18 protein-coding genes are annotated in these 22,589 nt (G+C 74.3%); 15 read left to right on the top strand and 3 right to left on the bottom strand.

All coding sequences use genetic code 11. The features are described 5' to 3' along the window. Positions 1-116: 116 nt before the first annotated feature. The 3 genes from ACN26Y_RS01525 to ACN26Y_RS01515 all read left to right on the top strand — a co-directional run bounded on the left by ACN26Y_RS01525 (position 117) and on the right by ACN26Y_RS01515 (position 4,735). The gene (locus ACN26Y_RS01525) at positions 117-896 is read left to right on the top strand and encodes an electron transfer flavoprotein subunit beta/FixA family protein (RefSeq protein ID WP_155333721.1); all 780 of its coding nucleotides are present in this window, start codon (positions 117-119) and stop codon (positions 894-896) included. 14 nt (positions 897-910) lie between these two features. After that, on the top strand, positions 911-1,870 hold the full coding sequence (locus ACN26Y_RS01520) for an electron transfer flavoprotein subunit alpha/FixB family protein (protein WP_366598343.1): 960 nt from the start codon (positions 911-913) through the stop codon (positions 1,868-1,870). Between the two features lie 162 nt (positions 1,871-2,032). Further along, positions 2,033-4,735: a cation-translocating P-type ATPase gene (locus ACN26Y_RS01515; protein ID WP_422734109.1), complete on the top strand. Its 2,703-nt coding sequence runs from the start codon at positions 2,033-2,035 to the stop codon at positions 4,733-4,735. 66 nt (positions 4,736-4,801) lie between these two features. Here ACN26Y_RS01515 and ACN26Y_RS01510 read toward each other — a convergent pair whose 3' ends face one another. Together ACN26Y_RS01510 and ACN26Y_RS01505 are read right to left on the bottom strand one after the other, a co-directional pair. Beyond that, a complete protein-coding gene (locus tag ACN26Y_RS01510) occupies positions 4,802-5,581 on the bottom strand; it encodes an anti-sigma factor (protein WP_155333718.1) in 780 nt (259 codons plus the stop codon). Beyond that, complete coding sequence (locus ACN26Y_RS01505; RefSeq protein ID WP_155333717.1) at positions 5,535-6,140, bottom strand: RNA polymerase sigma factor; 606 nt, start codon at positions 6,138-6,140, stop codon at positions 5,535-5,537. The genes ACN26Y_RS01510 and ACN26Y_RS01505 overlap by 47 nt, the downstream gene beginning before the upstream one ends. Before the next feature lie 229 nt (positions 6,141-6,369). On the opposite strand from ACN26Y_RS01505, the gene ACN26Y_RS01500 reads away from it, so the two are divergent. From ACN26Y_RS01500 to ACN26Y_RS01470, 7 genes are all read left to right on the top strand, one after another. Next, positions 6,370-7,200 (top strand): DUF4397 domain-containing protein, encoded by an 831-nt coding sequence (locus tag ACN26Y_RS01500; RefSeq protein ID WP_155333716.1) that lies wholly within the window; start codon positions 6,370-6,372, stop codon positions 7,198-7,200. Continuing rightward, positions 7,197-7,859 carry a class F sortase gene (locus ACN26Y_RS01495; protein ID WP_155333715.1) on the top strand — a complete coding sequence of 221 codons (663 nt, stop codon included), beginning with the start codon at positions 7,197-7,199 and terminating at the stop codon, positions 7,857-7,859. The genes ACN26Y_RS01500 and ACN26Y_RS01495 overlap by 4 nt, the downstream gene beginning before the upstream one ends. A gap of 178 nt (positions 7,860-8,037) precedes the next feature. Next, entirely contained in the window at positions 8,038-9,213 is a 1,176-nt protein-coding gene (locus tag ACN26Y_RS01490) for a cysteine desulfurase family protein (RefSeq protein WP_155333714.1), read from the top strand. A 189-nt stretch (positions 9,214-9,402) separates the two neighbouring features. After that, positions 9,403-10,476 (top strand): tRNA 2-thiouridine(34) synthase MnmA, encoded by a 1,074-nt coding sequence (gene mnmA / locus ACN26Y_RS01485; RefSeq protein ID WP_155333713.1) that lies wholly within the window; start codon positions 9,403-9,405, stop codon positions 10,474-10,476. A gap of 126 nt (positions 10,477-10,602) precedes the next feature. Next, entirely contained in the window at positions 10,603-11,607 is a 1,005-nt protein-coding gene (locus tag ACN26Y_RS01480) for a methionine synthase (RefSeq protein ID WP_155333712.1), read from the top strand. A gap of 35 nt (positions 11,608-11,642) precedes the next feature. Beyond that, entirely contained in the window at positions 11,643-12,002 is a 360-nt protein-coding gene (locus ACN26Y_RS01475) for a VOC family protein (RefSeq protein WP_155333711.1), read from the top strand. Between the two features lie 137 nt (positions 12,003-12,139). Beyond that, entirely contained in the window at positions 12,140-13,150 is a 1,011-nt protein-coding gene (locus ACN26Y_RS01470; protein WP_422734108.1) for an ADP-ribosylglycohydrolase family protein, read from the top strand. Positions 13,151-13,240: 90 nt separating this feature from the next. On the opposite strand, the gene ACN26Y_RS01465 is transcribed toward ACN26Y_RS01470, so the two are convergent. Further along, on the bottom strand, positions 13,241-13,873 hold the full coding sequence (locus tag ACN26Y_RS01465; protein WP_155333710.1) for a type II toxin-antitoxin system PemK/MazF family toxin: 633 nt from the start codon (positions 13,871-13,873) through the stop codon (positions 13,241-13,243). Between the two features lie 200 nt (positions 13,874-14,073). Between ACN26Y_RS01465 and ligA the strand changes: the two genes are divergently transcribed. From ligA to gatB, 5 genes are all read left to right on the top strand, one after another. Beyond that, positions 14,074-16,209 carry an NAD-dependent DNA ligase LigA gene (gene ligA, locus ACN26Y_RS01460; RefSeq protein WP_155333709.1) on the top strand — a complete coding sequence of 712 codons (2,136 nt, stop codon included), beginning with the start codon at positions 14,074-14,076 and terminating at the stop codon, positions 16,207-16,209. A gap of 142 nt (positions 16,210-16,351) precedes the next feature. Then, positions 16,352-19,081: an EAL domain-containing protein gene (locus ACN26Y_RS01455; protein ID WP_422734107.1), complete on the top strand. Its 2,730-nt coding sequence runs from the start codon at positions 16,352-16,354 to the stop codon at positions 19,079-19,081. A gap of 215 nt (positions 19,082-19,296) precedes the next feature. Then, on the top strand, positions 19,297-19,602 hold the full coding sequence (gene gatC / locus ACN26Y_RS01450) for an Asp-tRNA(Asn)/Glu-tRNA(Gln) amidotransferase subunit GatC (protein ID WP_088995614.1): 306 nt from the start codon (positions 19,297-19,299) through the stop codon (positions 19,600-19,602). Further along, on the top strand, positions 19,599-21,074 hold the full coding sequence (gene gatA, locus ACN26Y_RS01445) for an Asp-tRNA(Asn)/Glu-tRNA(Gln) amidotransferase subunit GatA (protein WP_155333707.1): 1,476 nt from the start codon (positions 19,599-19,601) through the stop codon (positions 21,072-21,074). Before gatC ends, gatA begins: the two co-directional genes overlap by 4 nt. 13 nt (positions 21,075-21,087) lie before the next feature. After that, positions 21,088-22,587, top strand: a complete 1,500-nt coding sequence (gene gatB / locus ACN26Y_RS01440; RefSeq protein WP_155333706.1) for an Asp-tRNA(Asn)/Glu-tRNA(Gln) amidotransferase subunit GatB — start codon at positions 21,088-21,090, stop codon at positions 22,585-22,587. Positions 22,588-22,589: the final 2 nt, after the last annotated feature.

The following is a 22,589-nucleotide window of genomic DNA, read 5'->3' as shown; positions in this document are numbered from 1 at the left end:
GCGCCGTGGGCAACTGCACAGCGGCCCGCGGTTGACCGAGCGTTAAGTCACGCGGGAGGCTGCGCCCCAGACCGGGCGAGCGATCGCCACAACCACAGGAGGGTCGTCGAAGCGCGATGAACATCGTCGTACTCGTCAAGCAGGTGCCCGATTCGGGCGCGGACCGCAACCTGCGCACTGACGACAACACCGTCGACCGCGGTTCGGCGAACAACGTCATCAACGAGATGGACGAGTACGCCATCGAGGAGGCGTTGAAGATCAAGGAGGCGCACGGCGGCGAGGTCACCATCCTGACCATGGGTCCGGACCGGGCGACCGAGTCGATCCGCAAGGCGCTCTCCATGGGGCCGGACAAGGCCGTGCACGTCGTCGACGACGCCCTGCACGGGTCCTGCGCCGTCGCCACCTCCAAGGTGCTCGCCGCCGCGCTCGGTCAGCTCAACGCCGACCTGGTCCTCTGCGGCGCCGAGTCGACCGACGGCCGCGTCCAGGTCATGCCGCACATGATCGCCGAGCGGCTGGGCGTCGCCGCCCTGACCGGTGCGCGCAAGCTCACCGTGGACGGCTCGACCCTGACCGCCGAGCGGCAGACCGAGGAGGGTTACGAGGTGGTCACCGCCTCGACCCCGGCCGTGGTCTCCGTCTGGGACACCATCAACGAGCCGCGATACCCCTCCTTCAAGGGCATCATGGCCGCCAAGAAGAAGCCGGTGCAGACCCTGTCCCTGGGTGACCTCGGCGTCGCCCCGACCGAGGTGGGCTTCGACGGCGCGACCAGCACCGTGCTGGAGCACAGCAAGCGCCCGCCGCGCTCCGGCGGCGCGAAGGTCACCGACGAGGGCGACGGCGGCGCGAAGCTGGTCGAGTTCCTCGCCACCGAGAAGTTCGTGTGAGAGCAGGTACGGACATGTCTGAGGTTCTCGTCGTCGTCGAAGCCACTCGGGAATTCGGCGTCAAGAAGGTCACCCTGGAGATGCTCACCCTCGCCCGCGGCCTGGGCACGCCCAGCGCGGTCGTGCTCGGTGGCCCCGGCGCCGCCGAGGCGCTGAGCGCGAAGCTGGGTGAGTACGGCGCGGAGAAGATCTACGCGGCCGAGAGCGAGGAGATCGACGGCTACCTGGTCGCCCCGAAGGCGACCGTGCTGGCCGAGCTGGTCCAGCGGGTGCAGCCGGCCGCCGTGCTGCTCGCCTCGTCGCAGGAGGGCAAGGAGATCGCCGCCCGCCTCGCGGTCAAGCTCGACAACGGCATCCTGACCGACGTGGTGGCCCTGACGGCCGACGGCACCGCCACGCAGGTGGCCTTCGCCGGCTCCACCATCGTGAAGTCCAAGGTCACCCGTGGCCTGCCGCTGGTCACCGTCCGGCCGAACTCGCTTAACCCGGAGCCGGCCGCGGCCAGCCCGGCGGTCGAGCAGCTCACCGTGTCGGTCACCGACACCGACAAGCTGGCCAAGGTCGTCGACCGGGTCGCCGAGCAGAAGGGCTCCCGCCCGGAGCTGACCGAGGCGTCGGTGGTCGTCTCCGGCGGTCGCGGTGTCGGCAACGCCGACAACTTCAAGCTCGTCGAGGAGCTGGCCGACCTGCTCGGCGGTGCGGTCGGCGCGTCCCGCGCCGCCGTCGACTCGGGCTTCTACCCGCACCAGTTCCAGGTGGGCCAGACCGGTAAGACCGTCTCCCCGCAGCTGTACGTCGCGCTCGGCATCTCCGGCGCGATCCAGCACCGGGCCGGCATGCAGACCTCGAAGACCATCGTCGCCGTCAACAAGGACGCGGAGGCGCCGATCTTCGAGCTGGCCGACTTCGGCGTGGTGGGTGACCTGTTCAAGGTCGTACCGCAGGCCGCCGAGGAGATCCGTAAGCGCAAGTGAGCTGAGCTCGCACCACGACGAGGGCCGGGAGCCGGGCAGGTTCCCGGCCCTCGTCGTGCCGCCGTCCGCCCGGAACCGCACGACTGGCGGCTCCGACCTGGGAGGATGGACCTGTGGGCCCCCGCGCACCCCCCGGCCCGGACGTGGGAACGAGGAGTGCGAATGCCGGTGAAGGCGCCCGGAAGTGGCCACCACGCGCTGGCCGTGCACGAGGTCGTCCTGCTGCTGGAGACCGACACCCACCGCGGCCTGAGTGCCTCGGAGGCGGCCGGGCGCCGGGAACGCTTCGGCCCGAACGTGCTGCCGACCGCCGCCCGCGGCAGTGTGCTCCGCCGGCTGCTCCGGCAGTTCCAGAACCCCCTCGTGTACGTGCTGCTGGTCGCCGGCCTGGTCACCCTGCTGCTCCGCGAGTACGTCGACGCCGCCGTGATCCTCGGAGTGGTCGTCGTCAACGCCGTCATCGGCTTCCTTCAGGAGTCCAAGGCCGAGGCCGCGCTGGACGCGCTGCGCACGATGGTGCGGACCGAGGCCCGGGTGGTGCGGGACGGCCGGCCACGGCGGGTGCCCTCGGACGACGTGGTCCCCGGCGACCTGGTGCTGGTCGAGGCGGGGGACAAGGTGCCCGCCGATCTGCGCCTGGCCCGCGCCGACGAGGTGCGGGTGGACGAGTCGACGCTGACCGGCGAGTCCCAGCCCGTACGCAAGGACGAGGTCGTCGTCGCCGACGAGACGCCGGTGGCCGACCGGAGCAACGTGTTGTACTCCGGCACCCTGGTGACCGGCGGTTCGGCGGCCGGCCTCGCCGTGGCGACCGGGGCGGAGACGGAGCTGGGCCGGATCCACCGCCTGGTCGGGAGCGCCCAGGTCCTGGACACGCCGCTGACAACCAAGCTGGCCCGCTTCAGCCGGGTACTGACCGTCGTGATCCTGCTGCTCGCCGGGGTGACCTTCGCGGTCGGCGTCCTACGCGGGGAGCGGGCCGGCGAGACGTTCACCGCGGCCGTGGCGCTGGCCGTGGGGGCCATCCCCGAGGGCCTGCCGGCGGCGGTCACCATCACCCTGGCGATCGGGGTCGCGCGGATGGCTCGCCAGCAGGCGGTGATCCGCCGGCTGCCGGCGGTGGAGACGCTGGGCAGCACGACGGTCATCTGCACCGACAAGACCGGCACCCTGACCGAGAACCAGATGACGGTGCGGGCGGTCTGGACGCTCGCCGGCCGGCACAGCGTCAGCGGCAGCGGCTACGCGGCGGCGGGGGAGATCCGCGACCCCGACGGCGGCATCGCGCGTACCGGGCAGGACGGCGCGCTGCGCTGGTCGCTGCTCGCCGGGGTCGCCTGCAACGACGCCCGGCTGGACGAGCGGGACGACCGGTGCGTGGTGCTCGGCGACCCCACCGAGGTGGCGATGCTGGTGGCCGGGGCCAAGGTGGGCCTGCGGGCTGCGGAGGTGGCCGCCGAGTTGCCCCGGGTCGCCGCGATCCCGTTCACGTCCGAGCGGCAGTTCATGGCGACCCTGCACGACACCCGGGACGGCGAGCGGGTGGTGCTGGTCAAGGGTGCGGTCGAGCGGGTGGTGGAGTGGTGCGCCGAGGCGCTGGACGAGGAGGGGCGGACGGTGCCGCTCGACCGGCGCGCGGTGCTGGCGGCCGCCGGGGAACTCGCCGGTGAGGGCCTGCGGGTGCTGGCCACGGCGATGGCGCGGGTCGGCGGTGGTGCCGGCCTGGCGGAGGAGGACCTGCCCGGCAACCTGGCCTTCACCGGGCTGCACGCCATGCTGGACCCGCCGCGGGCCGCGGTCGCCGACGCGATCGCCGCCTGCCGGCGCGCCGGGATCGCGGTGAAGATGATCACCGGTGACCACCGGACCACGGCGAGCGCCATCGCCGTACGCCTCGGACTGCTGGACGCGGAGCCGGGGCCCGGCGCGGTGCTCTCCGGCACGGACCTCGCGGAGCTGCCGGACGCCGAGCGACCGGCGGCGGTGGACCGCGCCTCGGTGTTCGCCCGCGTCTCGCCCGAGCAGAAGCTCCGGCTCGTCGAGGCGTTGCAGGCGGACGGGCAGGTGGTCGCGATGACCGGGGACGGCGTCAACGACGCGCCGGCCCTGCGGCAGGCCAACATCGGGGTGGCGATGGGGCGGAGCGGCACGGAGGTGGCCAAGGAGGCCGCGGACATCGTGCTCACCGACGACGACTTCACCACGATCGAGGCGGCCGTCGAGGAGGGGCGCGGGGTCTTCGCCAACCTCACCAAGTTCATCACCTGGACGCTGCCCACGAACACCGGTGAGGGGCTGGTCGTCCTCGTCGCGATCGTGCTCGGTACGGCGCTGCCGATCCTGCCCAGCCAGATCCTCTGGATCAACATGACCACGGCGGTGCTGCTCGGCCTGACGCTCGCGTTCGAGCCGAAGGAGGCCGGGGTCATGGAGCGACCGCCCCGCGACCCGGCCCAGCCGCTGCTCACCGGCGCCCTGGTGGCCCGGGTCCTGCTCGTCGCCGCGCTGCTGGTGGCCGGTGCCTGGTGGCTCTTCGAGTGGGAGCTGGGCTCCGGGGCGGAGTTGCCGGAAGCGCGTACGGCGGCGGTGAACCTCTTCGTCACCGTGCAGGCGTTCTACCTGCTGAGCTGCCGGTCGCTCACCCGCTCACCGTGGCGGCTGGGGCTGTTCAGCAACCGCTGGCTCCTCGCGGGGGTGCTGCTGCAGGCTCTCGGCCAGGCCGCGCTGACCTACCTGCCGGTGATGAACACGCTGTTCCGGACGGCGCCGATCGGCGCCGACACGTGGCTGCGGATCGTGGCTGTCGCCGTGGCGGTCAGCGCCGTCGTGGCGGTGCACAAGCGGTTCGGCCGCCGGCTCGGGTGAGGCCGGCGGCGGTTGCGGCGGAAGGGGAGCTGATCGGCGGGCCGGGGAGCTGAGCCGGCCCGCCGATCAGCCCGTCAGGGTGCCCCTCAGCAGGCTGTTGCCGGAGTGGGCGGTGTTGTTGTCGTACGCCTCGGCGGAAACGTCGACAACCGAGTATGCCTCAAGGTCCACGTTCGGTGGCAACGGGAGCAGCTCGTCTTTCTGCGAACCGAGCACGCCGACCGAGAACATCTCCATGGTGTCCGGGTTGATCAGCCACACCTCGTAGTACCCCGACACGTCCGGGAGATTCGCCACGTGCAGGTGCAGTCGCCCGTTGTCGAACACCCGGGCCTCGCCGTTCGCGTCCGGCGGGGTCGAGCCGTACGCGGTGAGCGGCGCCGTGGCCAGCACCGGCGGTGCCGGCTGCGGGTCCGGGCCGGTCACACCGAGCACCGTGAGCGTGCCGACCACACCCATGGCGGCGGCGGCGACCGCGGTCACCGCGGTCGTCAGCCAGCGCGGCCGGCGGGCCCGCCGGTGCGCCGGCGGCGACGGCACCACCGCGGGCGGGTCGTCGGCGGTGCCGGTCGGCGCGGCCGGCGACACCGGGCGGCGCGCGCCCGCGATCGTGGGCAGCTCCTCGGCGGCCCGGACCTCGGCCACGATGCCCTGCCACACGTGCTCGGGCGGGTCGGGCAGGTCCCGCAGGCCCTGCGCGCCGGCGCCGAGGCCCGCGACGTGCTGGAGGGTCTCCATCTCGAGGCGGCAGTGTTCGCAGCTGTCGAGGTGGGTGCTCTCCCCGTTGTCCGCCTCGCTCTCACCGAGCGCCAGGAAGACCAGCCGGTCGTGGTCCAGGTGTTGCACCGTCCACCTCCCATCTGCGTTTCAAGCTCTGCATGCCGCGTCGGATGTGACTCTTCACCGTGCCGAGGGGCACCCCGGTCACCGCCGCTATCTGCTGGTGTGTCAGGTCGTCGAAGAACGCCAGCTCCAGCATGCGTCGCTGGTCGTCGGGGAGTCGAGCCAGCTCGTCCGCCACGACCAGCCGGTCGACCACGGTGTCCGGATCGGGACCGGCCGGGGCCGGGTCGGGCAGTTGACGGACCGTCTCGACCACCCGGCTCTCCCGGGCCGAGGCGCGCAGCCGGTCGACCACCTTGCGGCGGCCGATACCGAGCAGCCAGCCGATCAGCGACCCCTTGGCCGGATCGAACGTCTCGCGCCCCAACCAGGCGGCCACGAACGTCGCCTGCGTCACGTCCTCGGCGTCGCTGCGGTTGGCCAGCGTGCTGGTGGCCAGGTGGAGCACCGCCCGGCCGTACCGGTCGTACGCCTCCCGGAGCGCCGCCTCGTCGCCGGCGCGGAAGCGGGCGGCCAGGTCGTCCTCGGGCGGACCCGGGGGCTGCTGTGGTGCCGCCGTCACGGGTCGGCTCGCCTTCCTCGGGGCATGCCCGACTGTAACTCCCACAGCCTCCGCCCCACTTTCCTGGTCGTGTCGTTCCCACCCGCTCTTCGTCCTGGGGGCCGGCCGCGGATGCGGTCGCCCGGAGAAAAAGAAATCGTCTCCGGCCGCATCCAGCCGGCGCGGAACGGGCGTAACCCGTTTCGCAAGCCGAGCCTGACGAATCAGCTCCAATCACCAGGAGGCAGACATGCAGCTCTCGTACATCCGCCGGGCGGCCGCCGGCGGCGCGGTCGCCGCGCTGACGTTCGCCGGTGTCGCCGCCGTCACCGCGACCCCGGCGTACGCCGCGACGTCCAAGGTCTCCGTGGTGCACGGCATCCCGGACACCCCGGTCGACGTCTACGTCAACGGCGAGAAGACCCTCTCGAACTTCGCGCCCGGCGACGTGGCGGGCCCGCTGGACCTGGCGGAGGGGGCGTACGACATCGCGCTGACCAAGCCCGGCGAGCCGGTCGGCAGCGCGATCCTCACCGTCGACGACGCCCAGGTGCCGGGCGGGGCGAACATCAGCATCGCCGCCCACCTGGACGCGAACGGGCAGCCGAAGATCACGCCGTTCGTCAACGACACCGCGAAGGTCGGCGCCGGCAAGGCGCGGCTGATCGTCCGGCACACCGCCGCCGCCCCGGCGGTGGACGTGCGGGCCGGTGGCACTCCGGTCTTCGAGGACCTGACCAACCCGAACGAGGCCAAGGCCGACGTCGACGCCGGCACCGTCAGCGCGGACGTCGTGCTCGCCGGCACCTCGACCGTGGCGATCGGCCCGGCCGACCTGAACCTGCGCGAGGGCACCGCGACGATCGTCTACGCGATCGGCTCCGCCGAGGCGAACAACCTGGAGGTCGTGGCGCAGACGATCACCGGCCTGCACTCGGCCCCGGCCGGTGTGCCGAGCGGTGACGGCGGCCTGGCCGGCACCGGCGTGGGCACCTGGTGGTACGTGCTGGCCGGCGCGGGTGTGCTCCTGCTGGTCGGTGGCGGGGCGCGGGTCGCCACCGCCCGGACCGGCCGCCGGTGACGGTGCGGGATCGCGGGGCGCTGGCGGCGATGGCCGCCGGCGCCGCCGCGCTCACCGTCGCCGCGCTGGTCGCCTGCGCCACCCGGCCGGCGGAGGACGTCGGCGCGGACGAGGCGGCCGCCCTCGCCGGCGCCAGCCCCTCGGCGACGGCCACCGGCGGTGGGTCGTCGGTTCCGGTCACCGCCGGCGACCTGCCCGCCGGGCCGGAGGTCGTCCCGCCGGTCCGCCTGGAGATCCCGACGATCGGGGTGACCGCCAGGGTGAACGCGGTCGGGATCAACGAGCGGACCGGCGAGTTCGAGGTGCCGCCCAGCGTGGACCAGATCGGCTGGTACCGGTACGGCCCCGGGCTGGAGGCGACGGCCGGATCGGTGGTGATCGCCGGGCACGTCGACAGCTCCACCCAGGGCCGGGGCGCCTTCTTCCGGCTCCGGGAGCTGGACCGGGGTGACACGCTCACGGTCACCGACGGCGCCGGCGGGGAGCGCGCCTACCGGGTGGTCGCCCGGGAGGAGTACCGGAAGACGAAGATCCCGCTGGAGCGGTACTTCGCGCGGGACGGGGCTCCGCGCCTCACGCTGATCACCTGCGGCGGGCCGTTCGACGCCGAGACCCGCCGCTACCGCGACAACATCGTGGTCACGGCCGTCCCGGCGTGACCGCCGGGACGCGCCCGTCGGCCGCCCGACCTGCCGGCTGACCGGGCCGCGCCGAGCCGGGGCGGGGGAGGAGACGCACCCCCGCCCCGGCTCCGGCGTACCGGGCGAGCTCCGCCGTTCGCGGCCCGCGTACTCCGGCGTCCGGCGGGTGCCCGGTTGGTCGTTAGGCTGAACCCTGATGGCTTACCTGGATCACGCGGCGACGACTCCGATGCTCGACGAGGCACTGGAGGCGTACGTCGCCACCGCCCGCGAGGTCGGCAACCCGTCCGCCCTGCACGCGGCGGGCCGCCGTGCCCGCCGGCGGGTGGAGGAGTCGCGGGAGCGGGTGGCCGCCGCGCTGGGCGCCCGACCCTCCGAGGTGATCTTCACGGGCGGCGGCACGGAGAGCGACAACCTCGCCGTCAAGGGTGTCTTCTGGGCGCGCCGGGCCGCGGACGGCCGGCGGACCCGGGTGGTCTCCAGTGCCGTCGAGCACCACGCCGTGCTGGACGCGGTCGACTGGCTCGCCGCTCACGAGGGCGCCGAGGTGGGCTTCCTCCCGGTGGACGCGGCCGGCCGGGTCGACCCGGATCAGCTCCGCGCCGAGCTCACCGCGCACGGCGACCGGGTCGCCGTGGTGACGACGATGTGGGCGAACAACGAGGTCGGCACGATCCAGCCGGTCGCCGCGCTGGCGGCGGTCGCCGCCGCGCACGGCGTGCCGTTCCACACCGACGCGATCCAGGCGGTCGGCCAGGTGCCGGTCGACTTCGCCGCCAGCGGCGTCTCGGCGCTCACCGTCACCGGGCACAAGCTCGGCGGGCCGGCCGGCGTGGGTGCGCTGCTGCTCGCCCGCGACGTCGCCGCCACCCCGCTGCTGCACGGCGGCGGCCAGGAGCGCGACGTCCGGTCCGGCACGCTCGACACCGCCGGCATCGTCGCCTTCGCGGTCGCGGTGGAGACGGCGGTCAAGCGCCAGCAGGAGTACGCGGCCCGCGTCGCCGCCCTCCGCGACGACCTCGTCGAGCGGGTCCGGCAGGCGGTGCCGGAGGTCGTGTTCAACGGCGACCCGGTGGACCGGCTGCCTGGCAACGCGCACTTCTCCTTCCCCGGCTGCGAGGGCGACGCGCTGCTGCTCCTGCTCGACGCGCAGGGCATTGCCTGCTCCACCGGTTCGGCCTGCTCGGCCGGGGTGGCCCAGCCGAGCCACGTGCTGATCGCGATGGGCGCCGACGACGACCGCGCCCGTTCCTCCCTGCGCTTCACGCTGGGCCACACCAGCACGGAGTCGGAGATCGACGCCCTGATCAGGGCCCTCCCCGCGGCGGTGGACCGCGCCCGCCGCGCCGCCAGCTACCGCACCCCCCGCTGAGCCCCGCGCGACCGCCGGCCAGCAGCCGTGGTGCCCGAAGTGCCACCTTCTGCACCAATTGCGGCCACCACCACTTCGTGATCGCGGGCGCTGGGACGGGTGGGGTGGGTCGCAGCGGGGGTGCGGGGAGTTCGAGGGTGGGGTCTCGGGTCGTTACGCTCGGACGGGAGATGGGGAAGGGTGGTAGAGGTGCGGGTACTGGCGGCGATGTCGGGCGGCGTGGACTCCGCCGTGGCGGCGGCGCGGGCCGTCGAGGCGGGACACGACGTGACCGGCGTGCACCTGGCGCTCGCCCGTAACCCGCAGACGTACCGCACCGGCGCCCGCGGCTGCTGCACCCTGGAGGACTCGCGGGACGCCCGCCGGGCCGCCGACGTGATCGGCATCCCGTTCTACGTGTGGGACATGGCCGACCGGTTCCACGCCGACGTGGTGGACGACTTCGTCGCCGAGTACGCGGCCGGTCGTACCCCGAATCCCTGCCTGCGCTGCAACGAGAAGATCAAGTTCGCCGCGGTGCTGGACCGCGCCGTCGCCCTGGGATTCGACGCGGTGGTCACCGGCCACCACGCCCGGCTCGGCGCGGACGGCCTGCTGCGGCGCAGCGTCGACCTCGCCAAGGACCAGTCGTACGTCCTCGCCGTGCTGTCCCGCGAGCAACTGGACCGGTCGATGTTCCCGCTGGGGGACTCGACGAAGGCACAGGTCCGCGAGGAGGCGGCGCGCCGCGGGCTCGCCGTGGCCGACAAGCCGGACTCCCACGACATCTGCTTCATCGCCGACGGGGACACCCGCGGCTTCCTCGCCGAGCGGCTCGGCGAGACACCCGGTGACGTGGTCGACGCGACCACCGGCGCCGTCGTCGGCACCCACGCCGGGGCGTACGCGTACACCGTCGGCCAGCGGCGGGGCCTGCACCTGGACCGGCCGGCGCCGGACGGCCGCCCGCGCTACGTCCTGTCGATCACGCCGAAGACCAACACGGTGACCGTCGGCCCGGCCGAGGCCCTGGCGGTGTCGCACGTCCGCGCCGAGCGTCCGGTGTGGACGGGCGGGGTGCGTCCGGACGCGCCGGTCGAGTGCGAGGTGCAGCTGCGCGCACACGGCGACGTGGTGCCCGCCACGGTGACGGTGACCGCCGACGGCCTGCGCGCCGAGCTGCGTCGCCCGGTCCGGGGCGTCGCCGCCGGTCAGGCGATCGTGGCGTACCGGCCGGAGCCGGCCGGCGACGTCGTGCTCGGCTCCGCCACCATCGCCGCCTGAGCCGGCTTCCGCACCGCTGCCGGCGTACCGGTGAGCCCGGTCCCGCCGAGGCGGGATGGCGTACGTGCGGGCGCCGGGACCGGCGGTCCGGGTGGGGCGGCACCGCGTACCCGATAGTCTTCGGCCGTGACAGATCAGGGGTGGCCGTGGCCGGCCGGGGCGGCGACCGGCGTCGGATCGCTGCCGGGCACCGACATCGCCGAGGCCCAGCGGATCGTCCTCGGTGAGCTCCCCGCCCTGCCGCACCTGCCGGAGCTGCCCGCCCGCGGCCCCGGTGCGGACCTGATCGGCCGCACCGCCGGCCTGCTGGTGGAGCTTCCCGTCGAGCTGTACGCGGCCCGCTGGCGCATCGCGCCCCGCCCCGGGCGGGACCTGCGCCGCGCGCGGGACCTGATGGAGCGCGACCTGGACCAGCTCGCCGAGCAGGCCGAGACGTACGCCGGGCCGATCAAGATCCAGGTCGGCGGGCCGCTCACCCTGGCGGCGTCGCTGGAGCTGCCGATCGGCGGCCGGATGGTCCGCGACCCGGGAGCGGTCCGGGACCTGACCGGGTCGCTCGCCGAGGGGGTACGCGGCCACGTCGCCGCCGTGACCCGCCGCCTGCCCCGGGCCTCGGTGCTGCTGCAACTGGACGAGCCGTCGCTGCCCGCGGTGCTCGCCGGCCGGGTGCCGACCGAGAGCGGCTTCGGCACGTACCGGGCGGTGGAGCCGGGGGTGGCCGGCGCGCTGCTCGGCGACGTCGTCGAGGCGGTCGGGGTGCCGGTGGTCGTGCACTGCTGCGCGCCCGACGTGCCGCTGGAGCTGATCCGTACGGCCGGCGCGGTGGGCGTGGCGCTCGACCTCGGCCTGGTCACCGACCTGGACCCGCTGGGCGAGGCCGTCGACGCGGGCCTCGGGCTGCTGGCCGGCGCCGTGCCGACCGGGCCGCCGTCCGCCGGGCGCGCGCCGACGTCGGCGCAGGTCGCCGACCGGGTACGCCAGCTCTGGGACCGCCTCGGATTCCCGCGCCGCCGCCTTGCCGAGCAGGTGGTCGTCACCCCGGCCTGCGGGCTCGCCGACGCCACCCCGCGGTACGCCCGGGCGGTGCTCACCGCCTGCCGGGACGCCGGGCGGCGGCTCGCGGAGGAGTGAGGTTTCCTGTCGTACGGGCGGGGCAGGATGACGCCATGATTGGACAGCTTCGTTCCGTGGTGATCGACTGCCCCGACCCGCGGGCCCTCGCGGCGTTCTACTCCGAGCTGCTCGGCGTGCCGCTCGACTCCGACGACACGGAGGACGACTGGGTGGTGCTCTCCGGCGGCGGGCACCGGCTCGCCTTCCAGAAGGCCCCCAACCTGCGTCCGCCGACCTGGCCCGAGCCGGCCGTCCCGCAGCAGTTCCACCTGGACGTGGAGGTCGAGGACGTGGCGGCGGCGGAGAAGCAGGTGCTCGCGCTCGGTGCGCGCCGGCTGCCCGGCGGGGGGCAGGACTTCCGGGTCTACGCCGACCCGGCCGGCCACCCGTTCTGCCTGGTCTTCGACGTCTGAGCCGCCGGGCCCCGGCCGCTGGGCGGTCCTCCGCTCCGGGAGGTTCCGCCGTCCCACCACCTCGGTCTGCGGCGCCCGGGTCGGGCGGGTGGCCGCGGGGCTGGCGGAGGTCGTCAGTGGACGGCATGATCGCGGGAATGACCGACCCCTCCCTCCGGCGGGCCGCGGGCTCGCTGTTCGGCCTGGCCTACGGTGACGCGCTCGGCAAGCCGACCGAGTTCCTGACCGTCGCCGAGATCGTCCGACGGTACGGCCCGGCCGGCCCGCGCGAGCTGACCGGCGACCCGGCCCTGGTCACCGACGACACCCAGATGGCGCTGGCGGTCGGCTGGGCCCTCCACGACGCGCCGCAGCTCACCCCGGAGACGGTCGAGCCGCTGCTGCGGCGGCGCTTCGTGGCCTGGTCGGTGAGCCCGGACAACGACCGGGCTCCCGGGATGACCTGCCTGCGCGCCTGCGCGGAACTGGCCCGGGGGACCCGCTGGCAGCACGCGACCGTGATCGGGTCGAAGGGGTGCGGCGCGAACTTGCGGGTCACCCCGGTCGGCCTGCTCGACGTGGACCTCGACACGCTCGCCGGGCTGGCCCAGCTCCAGGCGGGGCTGACGCACGGCCACCCGACGGGTCTGGCGGCCAGCGAGCTGACCGCGTACGCGGTGCGGCTGCTGCGCGACGGCGCCGAGCCGGCCGCGGTGCCGGCGCTGCTCGCGGAGCGGGCCCGGGAGCAGCGGGGGACCTACCGGGAGGAGTGGCTCGGCGACCTGTGGCAGGTCGCTCGTGCCGCCGGCCCGGCGGCCTTCATCGCCACCGGCTGGGACGAGTGCCTCGCGATCCTCGGCCGCCTCCGGGCGGCGCTGGCCGGGCCGGACGACGGCGGTGACCCGTGCCGGCACACCGGCGCGGGCTGGATCGCCGAGGAGGCGCTCGCCACGGCCCTGTACTGCGCGATCCGGCACGCCGACGACCCGGTCGCCGCGCTGGCCCGCGGCGCCACCACCGCCGGCGACTCGGACTCGATCGCCGCGCTGGCCGGCGCCTTCGTCGGCGCGGCCCTCGGCACGCCGGCCTGGCCCGCCGACTGGGCCACCCGCATCGAGTACGCCGACCAGCTCTTCACCCTCAGCACCCTGCCCACCCGCCACCCCTGACGCCCCCCGCTGCGTTGATCAAGAGGTTTTCGGTCTCCGGAGGCGTCCCCGGGCCCCGGAACCTCTTGATCAACTCTCCGCGGCAGGTGGTCACCGGGGGAGGCGGCGGATCTGACGCCAGAGGGCCGGGTCGCAGGTGCCGGCGCGGTTGGCGAAGTCGGCGAGCGGGACGCGCACCGGCTCGGTGAGGTTGACGAAGCTGTCGTGCTCGGCGTCCGGGTCCCAGGTCCGGGTCGGGACGGGGACGTGGTCGTCCCGGTCGCTCTTGTCCCGGCTGGTGATCTTCAGGACGTCGGCGCCCCGCTCGTCGGCGCGCAGCACCAGGCAGGGGCGCACCTTCGAGCCGCTGCCGTCGGCGTACGGGACGTCGGCCCACCAGATCTCCCCGGGGCGGGGTGCCGGGGCGGACGTCCCCGCACCGGTACGCGGGCGGGGCGGGGCGGCGACGCGGCCGCGCCGGCGGGAGCCGGTCCGCGGGTCACCACGCCCGCCGGGCCGGGTGCCACCGCTCCCGCCACGGCCGCCGGTGCCCCCGCCACGGCCGCCACCGCGCCCGTCGCGGGTGCCGGCGCCCTCGGCACGGCTGCCACCGGGTTCCTCCGGGGGGGTGCCGCCCGGCCCGGCGGAGCGGCGTCCGGCGGCGCGGTGCCGCCACTCGTTCCACCCCCAGCCGGCGGCCACCGCCAGCACGATCGCCGCCGCCCAGAGCAGCCAGTCGGGCACGCGTACCCCCTTGGTCACGGGTGGGCGCGGCGGGGCCGCCGCGCGGCGCCGCGGCGGCCCGTCGGGGCCGGTGGGCGCGTCGTCCGGCGATCCTCGCACGTTCCGGGCGGGGTCGCCCGTCCCGGCGCGGCGGGTGGGCGGCGGAGTGTCCCACCCGCCGGATACCGTGCCGGGTAACGGAACAACAGGAGGTCACGGCGGTGTCCGAGGATGTCATCGGTCAGCAGGCCAGTCCGGCGCAGGAGGCGGCGGCCGGCGCCGAGCCGACCCCGGAGGCGCGGGATCGGCACGCGACGCTCGGCCGTGAGCTGACCGAGCACCAGTACCGCTACTACGTGCTCGACGCGCCGACGATCTCCGACGCGGAGTTCGACCGGCAGCTGCGGGAGCTGGAGGCGCTGGAGGCGGAGTTTCCGGCCCTGCGCACGCCGGATTCGCCGACCCAGCGGGTGGGCGGCACGTTCTCCACCGACTTCACCCCGGTGGCGCACGCCGAGCGGATGATGTCGCTCGACAACGCGTTCAGCGACGAGGAGTTGGCGGCGTGGGCCGAGCGGGTCGAACGCGACGCCGGCGGCCCGGTTCCGTACCTGTGCGAGCTGAAGGTGGACGGGCTCGCGATCAACCTGACCTACGAGGAGGGCCGGCTGGTGCGGGCGGCCACCCGGGGCGACGGCCGGACCGGCGAGGACGTCACGGCCAACGTGCGCAGCATCCGCGACGTGCCCGGTGAGCTGACGCCGTCGGCCGAGTTCCCGGCGGTGCCCGACCTGATCGAGATCCGGGGCGAGGTCTACTTCCCGGTCGCCGCGTTCGCGGACCTCAACGCCGGGCTGGTCGAGCAGGGCAAGGCGCCGTTCGCCAACCCGCGCAACGCGGCGGCCGGCAGCCTCCGGCAGAAGGACCCCCGGGTCACCGCATCCCGCCCGCTGCGCCTGGTCGTGCACGGCATCGGTGCCCGCCGTGGCTTCCAGCCGGCCTCCCAGTCCGAGTCGTACGCCGCGCTGAGGGCCTGGGGCCTGCCGACCAGCGACCGGTGGCGCGTCGTGCCCGACCTGGCCGGCGTTGCGGAGTTCATCGCCTACTACGCGGAGCACCGGCACGACGTCGAGCACGAGATCGACGGTGTGGTCGTCAAGGTCGACCCGGTCTCCATCCAGGGCCGGCTCGGCTCGACCAGCCGCGCGCCGCGCTGGGCGATCGCCTTCAAGTACCCGCCGGAGGAGGTCAACACCAAGCTGCTCGACATCGACGTGAACGTCGGGCGGACTGGCCGGGTCACCCCGTTCGCCGTCCTGGAGCCGGTCCGGGTGGCCGGGTCGACGGTCGCGCTGGCCACGCTGCACAACGCCCGCGAGGTCGAGCGCAAGGGGGTGCTGATCGGCGACACGGTGGTGATCCGTAAGGCCGGTGACGTCATCCCCGAGGTGCTCGGTCCGGTGGTCGAGTTGCGTCCCGCCGACGCCCGGCCGTTCGTCATGCCGACCACCTGCCCGGCCTGCGGCACCCCGCTCGCCCCGTCGAAGGAGGGCGACGTCGACATCCGTTGCCCGAACACGCGCAGCTGCCCGGCCCAGCTCCGCGAGCGGGTCTTCCACCTCGCCGGGCGGGGGGCCTTCGACATCGAGGTCCTCGGCTACAAGGGCGCCGCCGCGCTGCTCGACGCGCAGATCATCACGGACGAGGGCGACCTGTTCGGCCTCGACGCCGAGCAGCTCGCCCGGTCACCGTTCTTCGTCAACAAGGACGGCAGCCTCGGCAGCAACGCGGTGAAGCTGCTGGAGAACCTGGCGGTGGCCAAGGAACGCGACCTGTGGCGGGTGCTGGTGGCGCTCTCCATCCGGCACGTCGGCCCGACGGCGGCGCAGGCGCTCGCCCGGCACTTCCGGTCGGTCGAGGGGATCGACAAGGCCACCGAGGAGGAGCTGTCCTCGGTCGACGGCGTCGGCCCGACCATCGCCGCGAGCATCCGGGAGTGGTTCGCGGTCGACTGGCACCGCGAGGTGGTGCGGAAGTGGGCCGAGGCCGGCGTCCGGATGGCGGAGGAGGCGGTCGACGAGGGGCCGCGCCCCCTAGAGGGGGTGACCGTGGTGGTGACCGGCACGCTCTCCGGTTTCTCGCGGGACCAGGCGGCGGAGGCGATCCAGTCCCGGGGCGGCAAGGTCAGCGGGTCGGTGTCCAAGAAGACCGCGTTCGTGGTGGTCGGCGACAATCCGGGCTCCAAGGCCGACAAGGCGGTGAGCCTCAAGGTGCCGACGCTGGACGAGGAGGGCTTCCGCGTCCTGCTCGACGCCGGTCCGGACGCCGCCCAGAAGGTCGCCCGCATCGGCGAATAGCCGGGGATCTTGGGCGCGTATACCAACTTAATTACGACTACGACCGATTCGTGACTGTCGGACGGGGAAACTCGGCACCTGGGGCGTTTCATTGGGGCACGGCGTACGGACGGGTACGCCGTTCGTGACCGCCGGAGGTGTGATGGAGACCGCCGACCCGCGCAACTCCGTCCCACCAGGACGGGTGGCGCCGTTCTCCGCCTTCGTGGCCGCGGTCATCGCCGTGGCCGCGTTGGTCTCGGCCGCTCCTCTGCTCACGTTCACCGACCAGGTGTCCCGGCTTCCCGCCGCGTTCTGGACCATGGCCGTGCTGGCCGTCGCCTGCGACGCCCGTCCGTTCGTCGCGCCCGGGCGGCGCCAGTCGTCGGCGGTGTTCCCGTCGACGTGCTTCACCTTCGCGATCCTGCTCGGCTGGGGGCTGGGCCCGGCGGTCGCCGTGCAGGCCGTCGCCGTGGTCGTGTCGGGAGCCCGGTTGGGATACGCCCCCTGGCGGACCGCCTTCAACGCCGGGCAGTACGCGTGCGCGCTCGGTGCCGCGTACGCCGTCACCCGCCTCGGTCCCGGCGACCTGTTCGACGGCGGCCGGCTGCGGGGGACCGACGTGGCGGTCGTGGGCGGGGCGATGCTGGCCTGGTTCGCCGTCAACTACGGCCTGGTCAGCTCGGCGGTGCGGCTGCGCTTCGGTGAGCGCTGGACGCCCGGCCTGCGGCAGGGCCTGGGGTTCGAGCTGCTGTCCACCGGTTCGCTGCTGCTGCTCGCGCCGGTGCTGGTCACCGCCGCCCGCGCGAGCGCTGCGCTGATCCCGCTGGTGCTCGTGCCGCTGTTCGCCGTCTACCGGATGGCCCGGCTCAGCGTGGAGCAGCAGCAGCTCGCCTCCCTCGACCCGCTCACCGGGCTGCCCAACCGCAAGGCGCTGCTCGCCGAGGTCGGCGAGCAGTTGCACCTGCACGCGGAGCGGGCGGCGCGCGGCGAGCCGCCCGCCCGGCTGGCGCTGCTGCTGATCGACCTGGACCGGTTCAAGCACGTCAACGACGCGCTCGGGCACGCGGTGGGTGACCGGCTGCTGGTCGAGGTGAGCGCCCGCCTCACCGAGGTGGTCGGGCGGGACATGGTCGCCCGGCTCGGCGGGGACGAGTTCGCCATCGTGATGACGGGGCTGACCGACGCCGGCGAGGCGCGCGAGTTGGCCGACCGGGTGGTCGCGGCGCTGGCCGAGCCGGTGCCGCTGGACGGGCTGCCGCTGGACGTCGGCGGGTCGATCGGCATCGCGCTCTTCCCCGACCACGGGGAGGACTTCGCCACTCTCATGCGCCACGCCGACGTGGCGATGTACGACGCGAAGCACCGCAACGACACGGTCGCCGTGTACGCGGCCGAGTCCGACCACAACTCCGCCGAGCGGCTCGGGCTCCTGGCCGACCTGCGCCGGGTCCTGGAGACCGGGGCGTCGGCCGCCGATCCCTCGACCGCCCAGCCGGGGCCGGGCGAGCCGGCCCCGGACGCCGGCGCTCCGGGCCTCGACGGCCGGCCGGAAGCGGAATTCGCTGACCCCGACGTCGAAGCGGCCGGTGGCGAGACGGTGGGCGCCGACGGCCGGGACGGGGACGTGACCCAGCCGGTGCTCGCCCCCGGTGGGCCGGCGCTGGCGGTTCCGGCCACCGCGCGGGGTGGGGACGGCGCCGCGCTGCCGGCCCGCGACGGCGGCTCCCGTACCGGCCGCTGGCGGCTGCGTGGCCGGCGGCAGCGGGACGACGACCTGGCCCACACCGACGAGCTGATCCAGCGGATCGTCACCGCCGCCGACCCGATCCGCCGCCGGGAGGCGCGGGCGGCGGGAGCCGACGCACCAGCGGCCGGCGCCGCCGGACCGCCGGGCGTCGCCGCCGGGCACCTGGCCGGTCCCGCCGCACACCCGGGCGTTGCCGCCGGGCACCCGGCCGCTGCCGACCGGGCCGACCCCGCGCGGCACCACGACCGCGCCGGTGGCGCACGCAACGGATCGCGGGGCCGGGGCGGCGGCCGTCCCGACGGGACCCCGCAGCGCCGGGGCCGTGGCACGGCCGACCGGCAGTCCGGCGAGCCGGCCGCCGACGCCGGTGAGATCACGATGTATTACCAGCCGCAGATCGCGATCGCCACCGGCGAGGTGGTGGGTGTCGAGGCGCTGCTGCGCTGGCGGCACCCGCGGCGGGGGATGGTCGACCCGGAGGAGCTGATCCGGGTGGCGGAGCAGAGCGCCGTGATGCGGCTGCTCACCTTCCGGGTGGTCGACGACGTGGTGGAGCAGCTCGCGAAGTGGTCGGCCGCCGGTCTCGGATTGCGGGCCTCGCTCAACGTCAGCGTGCGGGACCTGCACACCGGCGAGATCGCCGACCGGATCGCCGGCCGGCTGGCCCGGTACGGCGTACCGCCGCAGCGCCTCCAGCTGGAGATCACCGAGGGGGCGCTGATGGCGGACCCGCGCCGGGTGCTGGCCACCATCTCCCGGCTGCACCGCCTCGGGGTGGGGATCGCGCTGGACGATTTCGGCACCGGGTACTCGTCGTTGCAGCACCTGCGCCGGCTGCCGCTGTCCGAGGTGAAGGTGGACCGCTCCTTCGTGCTGGGCATGGCGGAGGACGCCGACGACGCGGCGATCGTCACGTCGATGATCGAGCTGGCCGGCGCGCTCGGGCTGCGGGTGGTCGCCGAGGGGGTCGAGGACGAGCGCACCTGGCGGCTGCTGCACGCGGCCGGGTGCGACGCCGCGCAGGGCTGGTTCTACGCCCGGCCGATGCCGGCCGAGGAACTCGTCGCCTGGCTGGCCCGGTACCGCCCGGTCCGTCCGGCCGCCGGTCCGGACACCGCGGTCCCGCGCCGGCACCCGCGGTGAGCGTGCGCGGGAAACCGGGGCGCGGCGGGACCGCTCGTGGTCGGGGCCCCCGACGAGCCGGGGGTGCGGGCAGTGGCGTCCGGCGGGCTCGGAGGGGGAGTCGGGGACGCGCCGCCGGGGCGGAACAATAGACTCGCTCCGGTCACCGCGCGTCACGCACCACCGCCGCGGTCGGCGCAGGAGGACCCAGCAGGACAGCCACGAAGGGGGCACCGATGGCCGCCATTTCCCGCGAGGAGGTCGCGCACCTGGCGCGACTGTCGCGGCTTGCCGTGACGGAGGAGGAGCTGGACACCTTCGCCGGCCAGCTCGACGTGATCCTCCAGGCGGTCGCCCAGGTCGGCGAGGTCGCCGCCGCGGACATTCCGCCGACCTCCCACTCCGTGCCGCTGACGAACGTGCTGCGGGAGGACGTGGTGACGCCGTGCCTGACCCCCGAGGAGGCGCTGTCGGGCGCGCCCGACGCCGAGGAGCAGCGGTTCCGCGTCCCGCGGATCCTGGACGAGGATGTGGCATCGTGACCGATCTGACGAGACTGACCGCCGCGGAGCTCGCCGGCCTGGTGGCCAAGGGCGAGGCTTCCGCCGTCGAGGTCACCCAGGCCCACCTGGACCGGATCGCCGCCGTCGACGACCGCGTGCACGCGTTCCTGCACGTCGACACCGCCGGTGCGCTGGACGCGGCCCGCGCGGTGGACGAGCGCCGCGCCGCCGGTGAGAAGCTGGGCCCCCTCGCGGGCGTGCCGGTCGCGGTCAAGGACGTGCTCACCACGAAGGGCGTGCCGACCACCGTCGGCTCGAAGATCCTGGAGGGCTGGCGCCCGCCGTACGACTCGACGATCGTGCAGCGGCTGCGTGCCGCGGGCACGGTGATGCTCGGCAAGACCAACATGGACGAGTTCGCGATGGGCTCCTCCACCGAGTACTCGGCGTACGGCGCGACCCACAACCCCTGGGACCTGAGCCGGATCCCGGGTGGCTCGGGCGGTGGCAGCGCCGCGGCCCTCGCCGCGTACGAGGCGCCGCTCGCGATCGGGTCGGACACGGGCGGCTCGATCCGCCAGCCCGGCGCCGTCACCGGCACCGTCGGTGCGAAGCCGACGTACGGCGGGACGTCCCGGTACGGCCTGGTGGCGTTCTCGTCCTCGCTGGACACGCCCGGCCCGTGCGCCCGTACTGTGCTGGACGCCGCGCTGCTGCACGAGGCGATCGCCGGCCACGACCCGCGCGACTCCACCTCCATCCCGGCCCCGGTGCCGGACGTGGTGGCCGCCGCGAAGCTCGGCGCGACCGGGGACCTGACCGGCGTCAAGCTGGGCGTGGTGAAGGAGTTCGCCGGCGAGGGCGCCGAGCCGGGCATCACGGCCGCGTTCCGCGACGCGGTCGACACGCTCACCAAGCTGGGCGCCGAGATCGTCGAGGTGTCCTGCCCGCACTTCAGGTACGCGCTGCCGGCGTACTACCTGATCGCCCCGAGCGAGTGCTCCTCCAACCTGGCCCGGTTCGACGGTGTCCGCTTCGGCCTGCGGGTCGGCGACGACGGCAACCGGTCGCTGGAGGAGGTCATGTCGCTGACCCGCGAGGCCGGCTTCGGCCCCGAGGTCAAGCGCCGCATCATGATCGGCACGTACGCCCTCTCGTCGGGCTACTACGACGCGTACTACGGGCAGGCGCAGAAGGTCCGCACGCTCATCACCCGGGACTTCACCGCCGCGTTCGAGCAGGTCGACGCGCTGATCTCGCCGACGACGCCGTTCGTGGCGTTCCCGATCGGGGCGCGCACCTCCGACCCGTACCAGATGTACCTGGCCGACCTGTTCACCATTCCGACGAACCTGTACGGCGGTCCGGGCATCTCGGTGCCGTGCGGCCTGTCCGAGGGGTTGCCGGTCGGGCTACAGGTCATGGCACCGACGATGGCCGACGACCGGATGTACCGGGTCGCGGCCGCGCTGGAGAGCGCCGTCGGCACGTTCACCCCACCGGCACTGTGAGGCAGGAGCACCGATGACGACGACACTGCCCGCGTACGACGAGGTCGTCGCGCGCTTCGAACCGGTGATCGGCCTGGAGACCCACGTCGAGCTGGGCACGAACACCAAGATGTTCTGCGGCTGCCCGACCGACTTCGGCGGCGCGCCGAACACCCGGGTCTGCCCGGTCTGCCTGGGCCTGCCGGGCTCGCTGCCGGTGGCCAACAAGGCGGCCATCGAGGCGACGATCCGGATCGGTCTGGCGCTGCACTGCTCGATCGCCGAGTGGTGCCGGTTCGCGCGGAAGAACTACTTCTACCCGGACATGCCGAAGAACTTCCAGATCAGCCAGTACGACGAGCCGCTCTGCGTCGACGGCTACCTGGACGTCGACGTGAACGGCGAGACCGTGCGCATCGGCATCGAGCGGGTGCACCTGGAGGAGGACACCGGCAAGACGCTGCACGTCGGCGGCGCGACCGGTCGCATCCACGGCGCCACCGAGTCGCTGGTGGACTACAACCGGGCCGGCATCCCCCTGGTCGAGATCGTCACCAAGCCGGTCACCGGCACCGGCGCGCTGGCGCCGGAGGTGGCCCGCGCGTACGTCACCGAGCTGCGTGACGTGATCCGCTCGCTCGGCGTCTCCGACGTGCGGATGGAGGAGGGTTCGCTGCGCTGCGACGTCAACACCTCCCTCAACCTGCCCGGGGAGGAGTGGGGCACCCGCACCGAGACGAAGAACGTCAACTCGCTGCGTTCGGTGGAGCGGGCGGTCCGCTCGGAGATGATCCGGCAGGCGTCGGTGCTCGACGCGGGCGGCCGGATCACCCAGGAGACCCGGCACTTCCACGAGGACACCGGTGACACCACGCCGGGCCGGTCCAAGGAGACGGCGACCGACTACCGGTACTTCCCCGAGCCGGACCTGGTGCCGCTCGCGCCGGACCCGGCGTGGGTGGCCGAGCTGAAGGCCGCGCTGCCCGAGCTGCCCCGGTTGCACCGGCGGCGCCTGCAGGAACAGTGGGGTCTGTCCGACCTGGACATGCAGTCGGTGCTCAACGCCGGTGCGGTCGAGCTGATCGAGGCGACGGTCGCCGCCGGCGCGACCCCGGCCGCCGCCCGCAAGTGGTGGCTCGGTGAGCTGTCCCGCCGCGCCAACGAGGCCGGCGTGGAGCTGGCCGACGTCGGGGCCACCCCGTCGCAGGTGGCCGAGCTGCAGAGCCTGGTCGACGCGGGCAAGCTCAACGACAAGCTGGCCCGGACCGTCCTGGAGGGCGTCGTGGCCGGCGAGGGTACGCCCACCGAGATCATGACCAACCGGAACCTGGAGGTCGTCTCGGACACCGGGGCGCTGACCGCCGCCGTGGACGAGGCGATCGCCGCCAACCCGGACATCGCCGACAAGGTCCGTGGCGGCAAGACGGCCGCGGCCGGCGCGCTGGTCGGCGCGGTGATGAAGACCACCCGGGGTCAGGCCGACGCCAAGACCGTCCGCGAACTGATCCTGACCCGCCTGGGCGCCCAGGGCTGACG

Source organism: Micromonospora sp. WMMD558, assembly GCF_049315255.1.
Classification (GTDB): domain Bacteria; phylum Actinomycetota; class Actinomycetes; order Mycobacteriales; family Micromonosporaceae; genus Micromonospora.
This window is presented reverse-complemented; position numbering and strand designations above follow the sequence as displayed.

Excerpts from the sequence above, each read along its gene's own strand:
- ACN26Y_RS01470 (WP_422734108.1), top strand. The coding sequence starts at position 12,140 with ATGACCGACCCCTCCCTCCGGCGGGCCGCGGGCTCGCTGTTCGGCCTG.
- ACN26Y_RS01525 (WP_155333721.1), top strand. The coding sequence starts at position 117 with ATGAACATCGTCGTACTCGTCAAGCAGGTGCCCGATTCGGGCGCGGAC.
- ACN26Y_RS01520 (WP_366598343.1), top strand. The coding sequence starts at position 911 with ATGTCTGAGGTTCTCGTCGTCGTCGAAGCCACTCGGGAATTCGGCGTC.
- ACN26Y_RS01475 (WP_155333711.1), top strand. The coding sequence starts at position 11,643 with ATGATTGGACAGCTTCGTTCCGTGGTGATCGACTGCCCCGACCCGCGG.
- gatB (WP_155333706.1), top strand. The coding sequence starts at position 21,088 with ATGACGACGACACTGCCCGCGTACGACGAGGTCGTCGCGCGCTTCGAA.
- ACN26Y_RS01455 (WP_422734107.1), top strand. The coding sequence starts at position 16,352 with ATGGAGACCGCCGACCCGCGCAACTCCGTCCCACCAGGACGGGTGGCG.
- ACN26Y_RS01515 (WP_422734109.1), top strand. The coding sequence starts at position 2,033 with ATGCCGGTGAAGGCGCCCGGAAGTGGCCACCACGCGCTGGCCGTGCAC.
- ACN26Y_RS01490 (WP_155333714.1), top strand. The coding sequence starts at position 8,038 with ATGGCTTACCTGGATCACGCGGCGACGACTCCGATGCTCGACGAGGCA.
- ACN26Y_RS01500 (WP_155333716.1), top strand. The coding sequence starts at position 6,370 with ATGCAGCTCTCGTACATCCGCCGGGCGGCCGCCGGCGGCGCGGTCGCC.
- gatC (WP_088995614.1), top strand. The coding sequence starts at position 19,297 with ATGGCCGCCATTTCCCGCGAGGAGGTCGCGCACCTGGCGCGACTGTCG.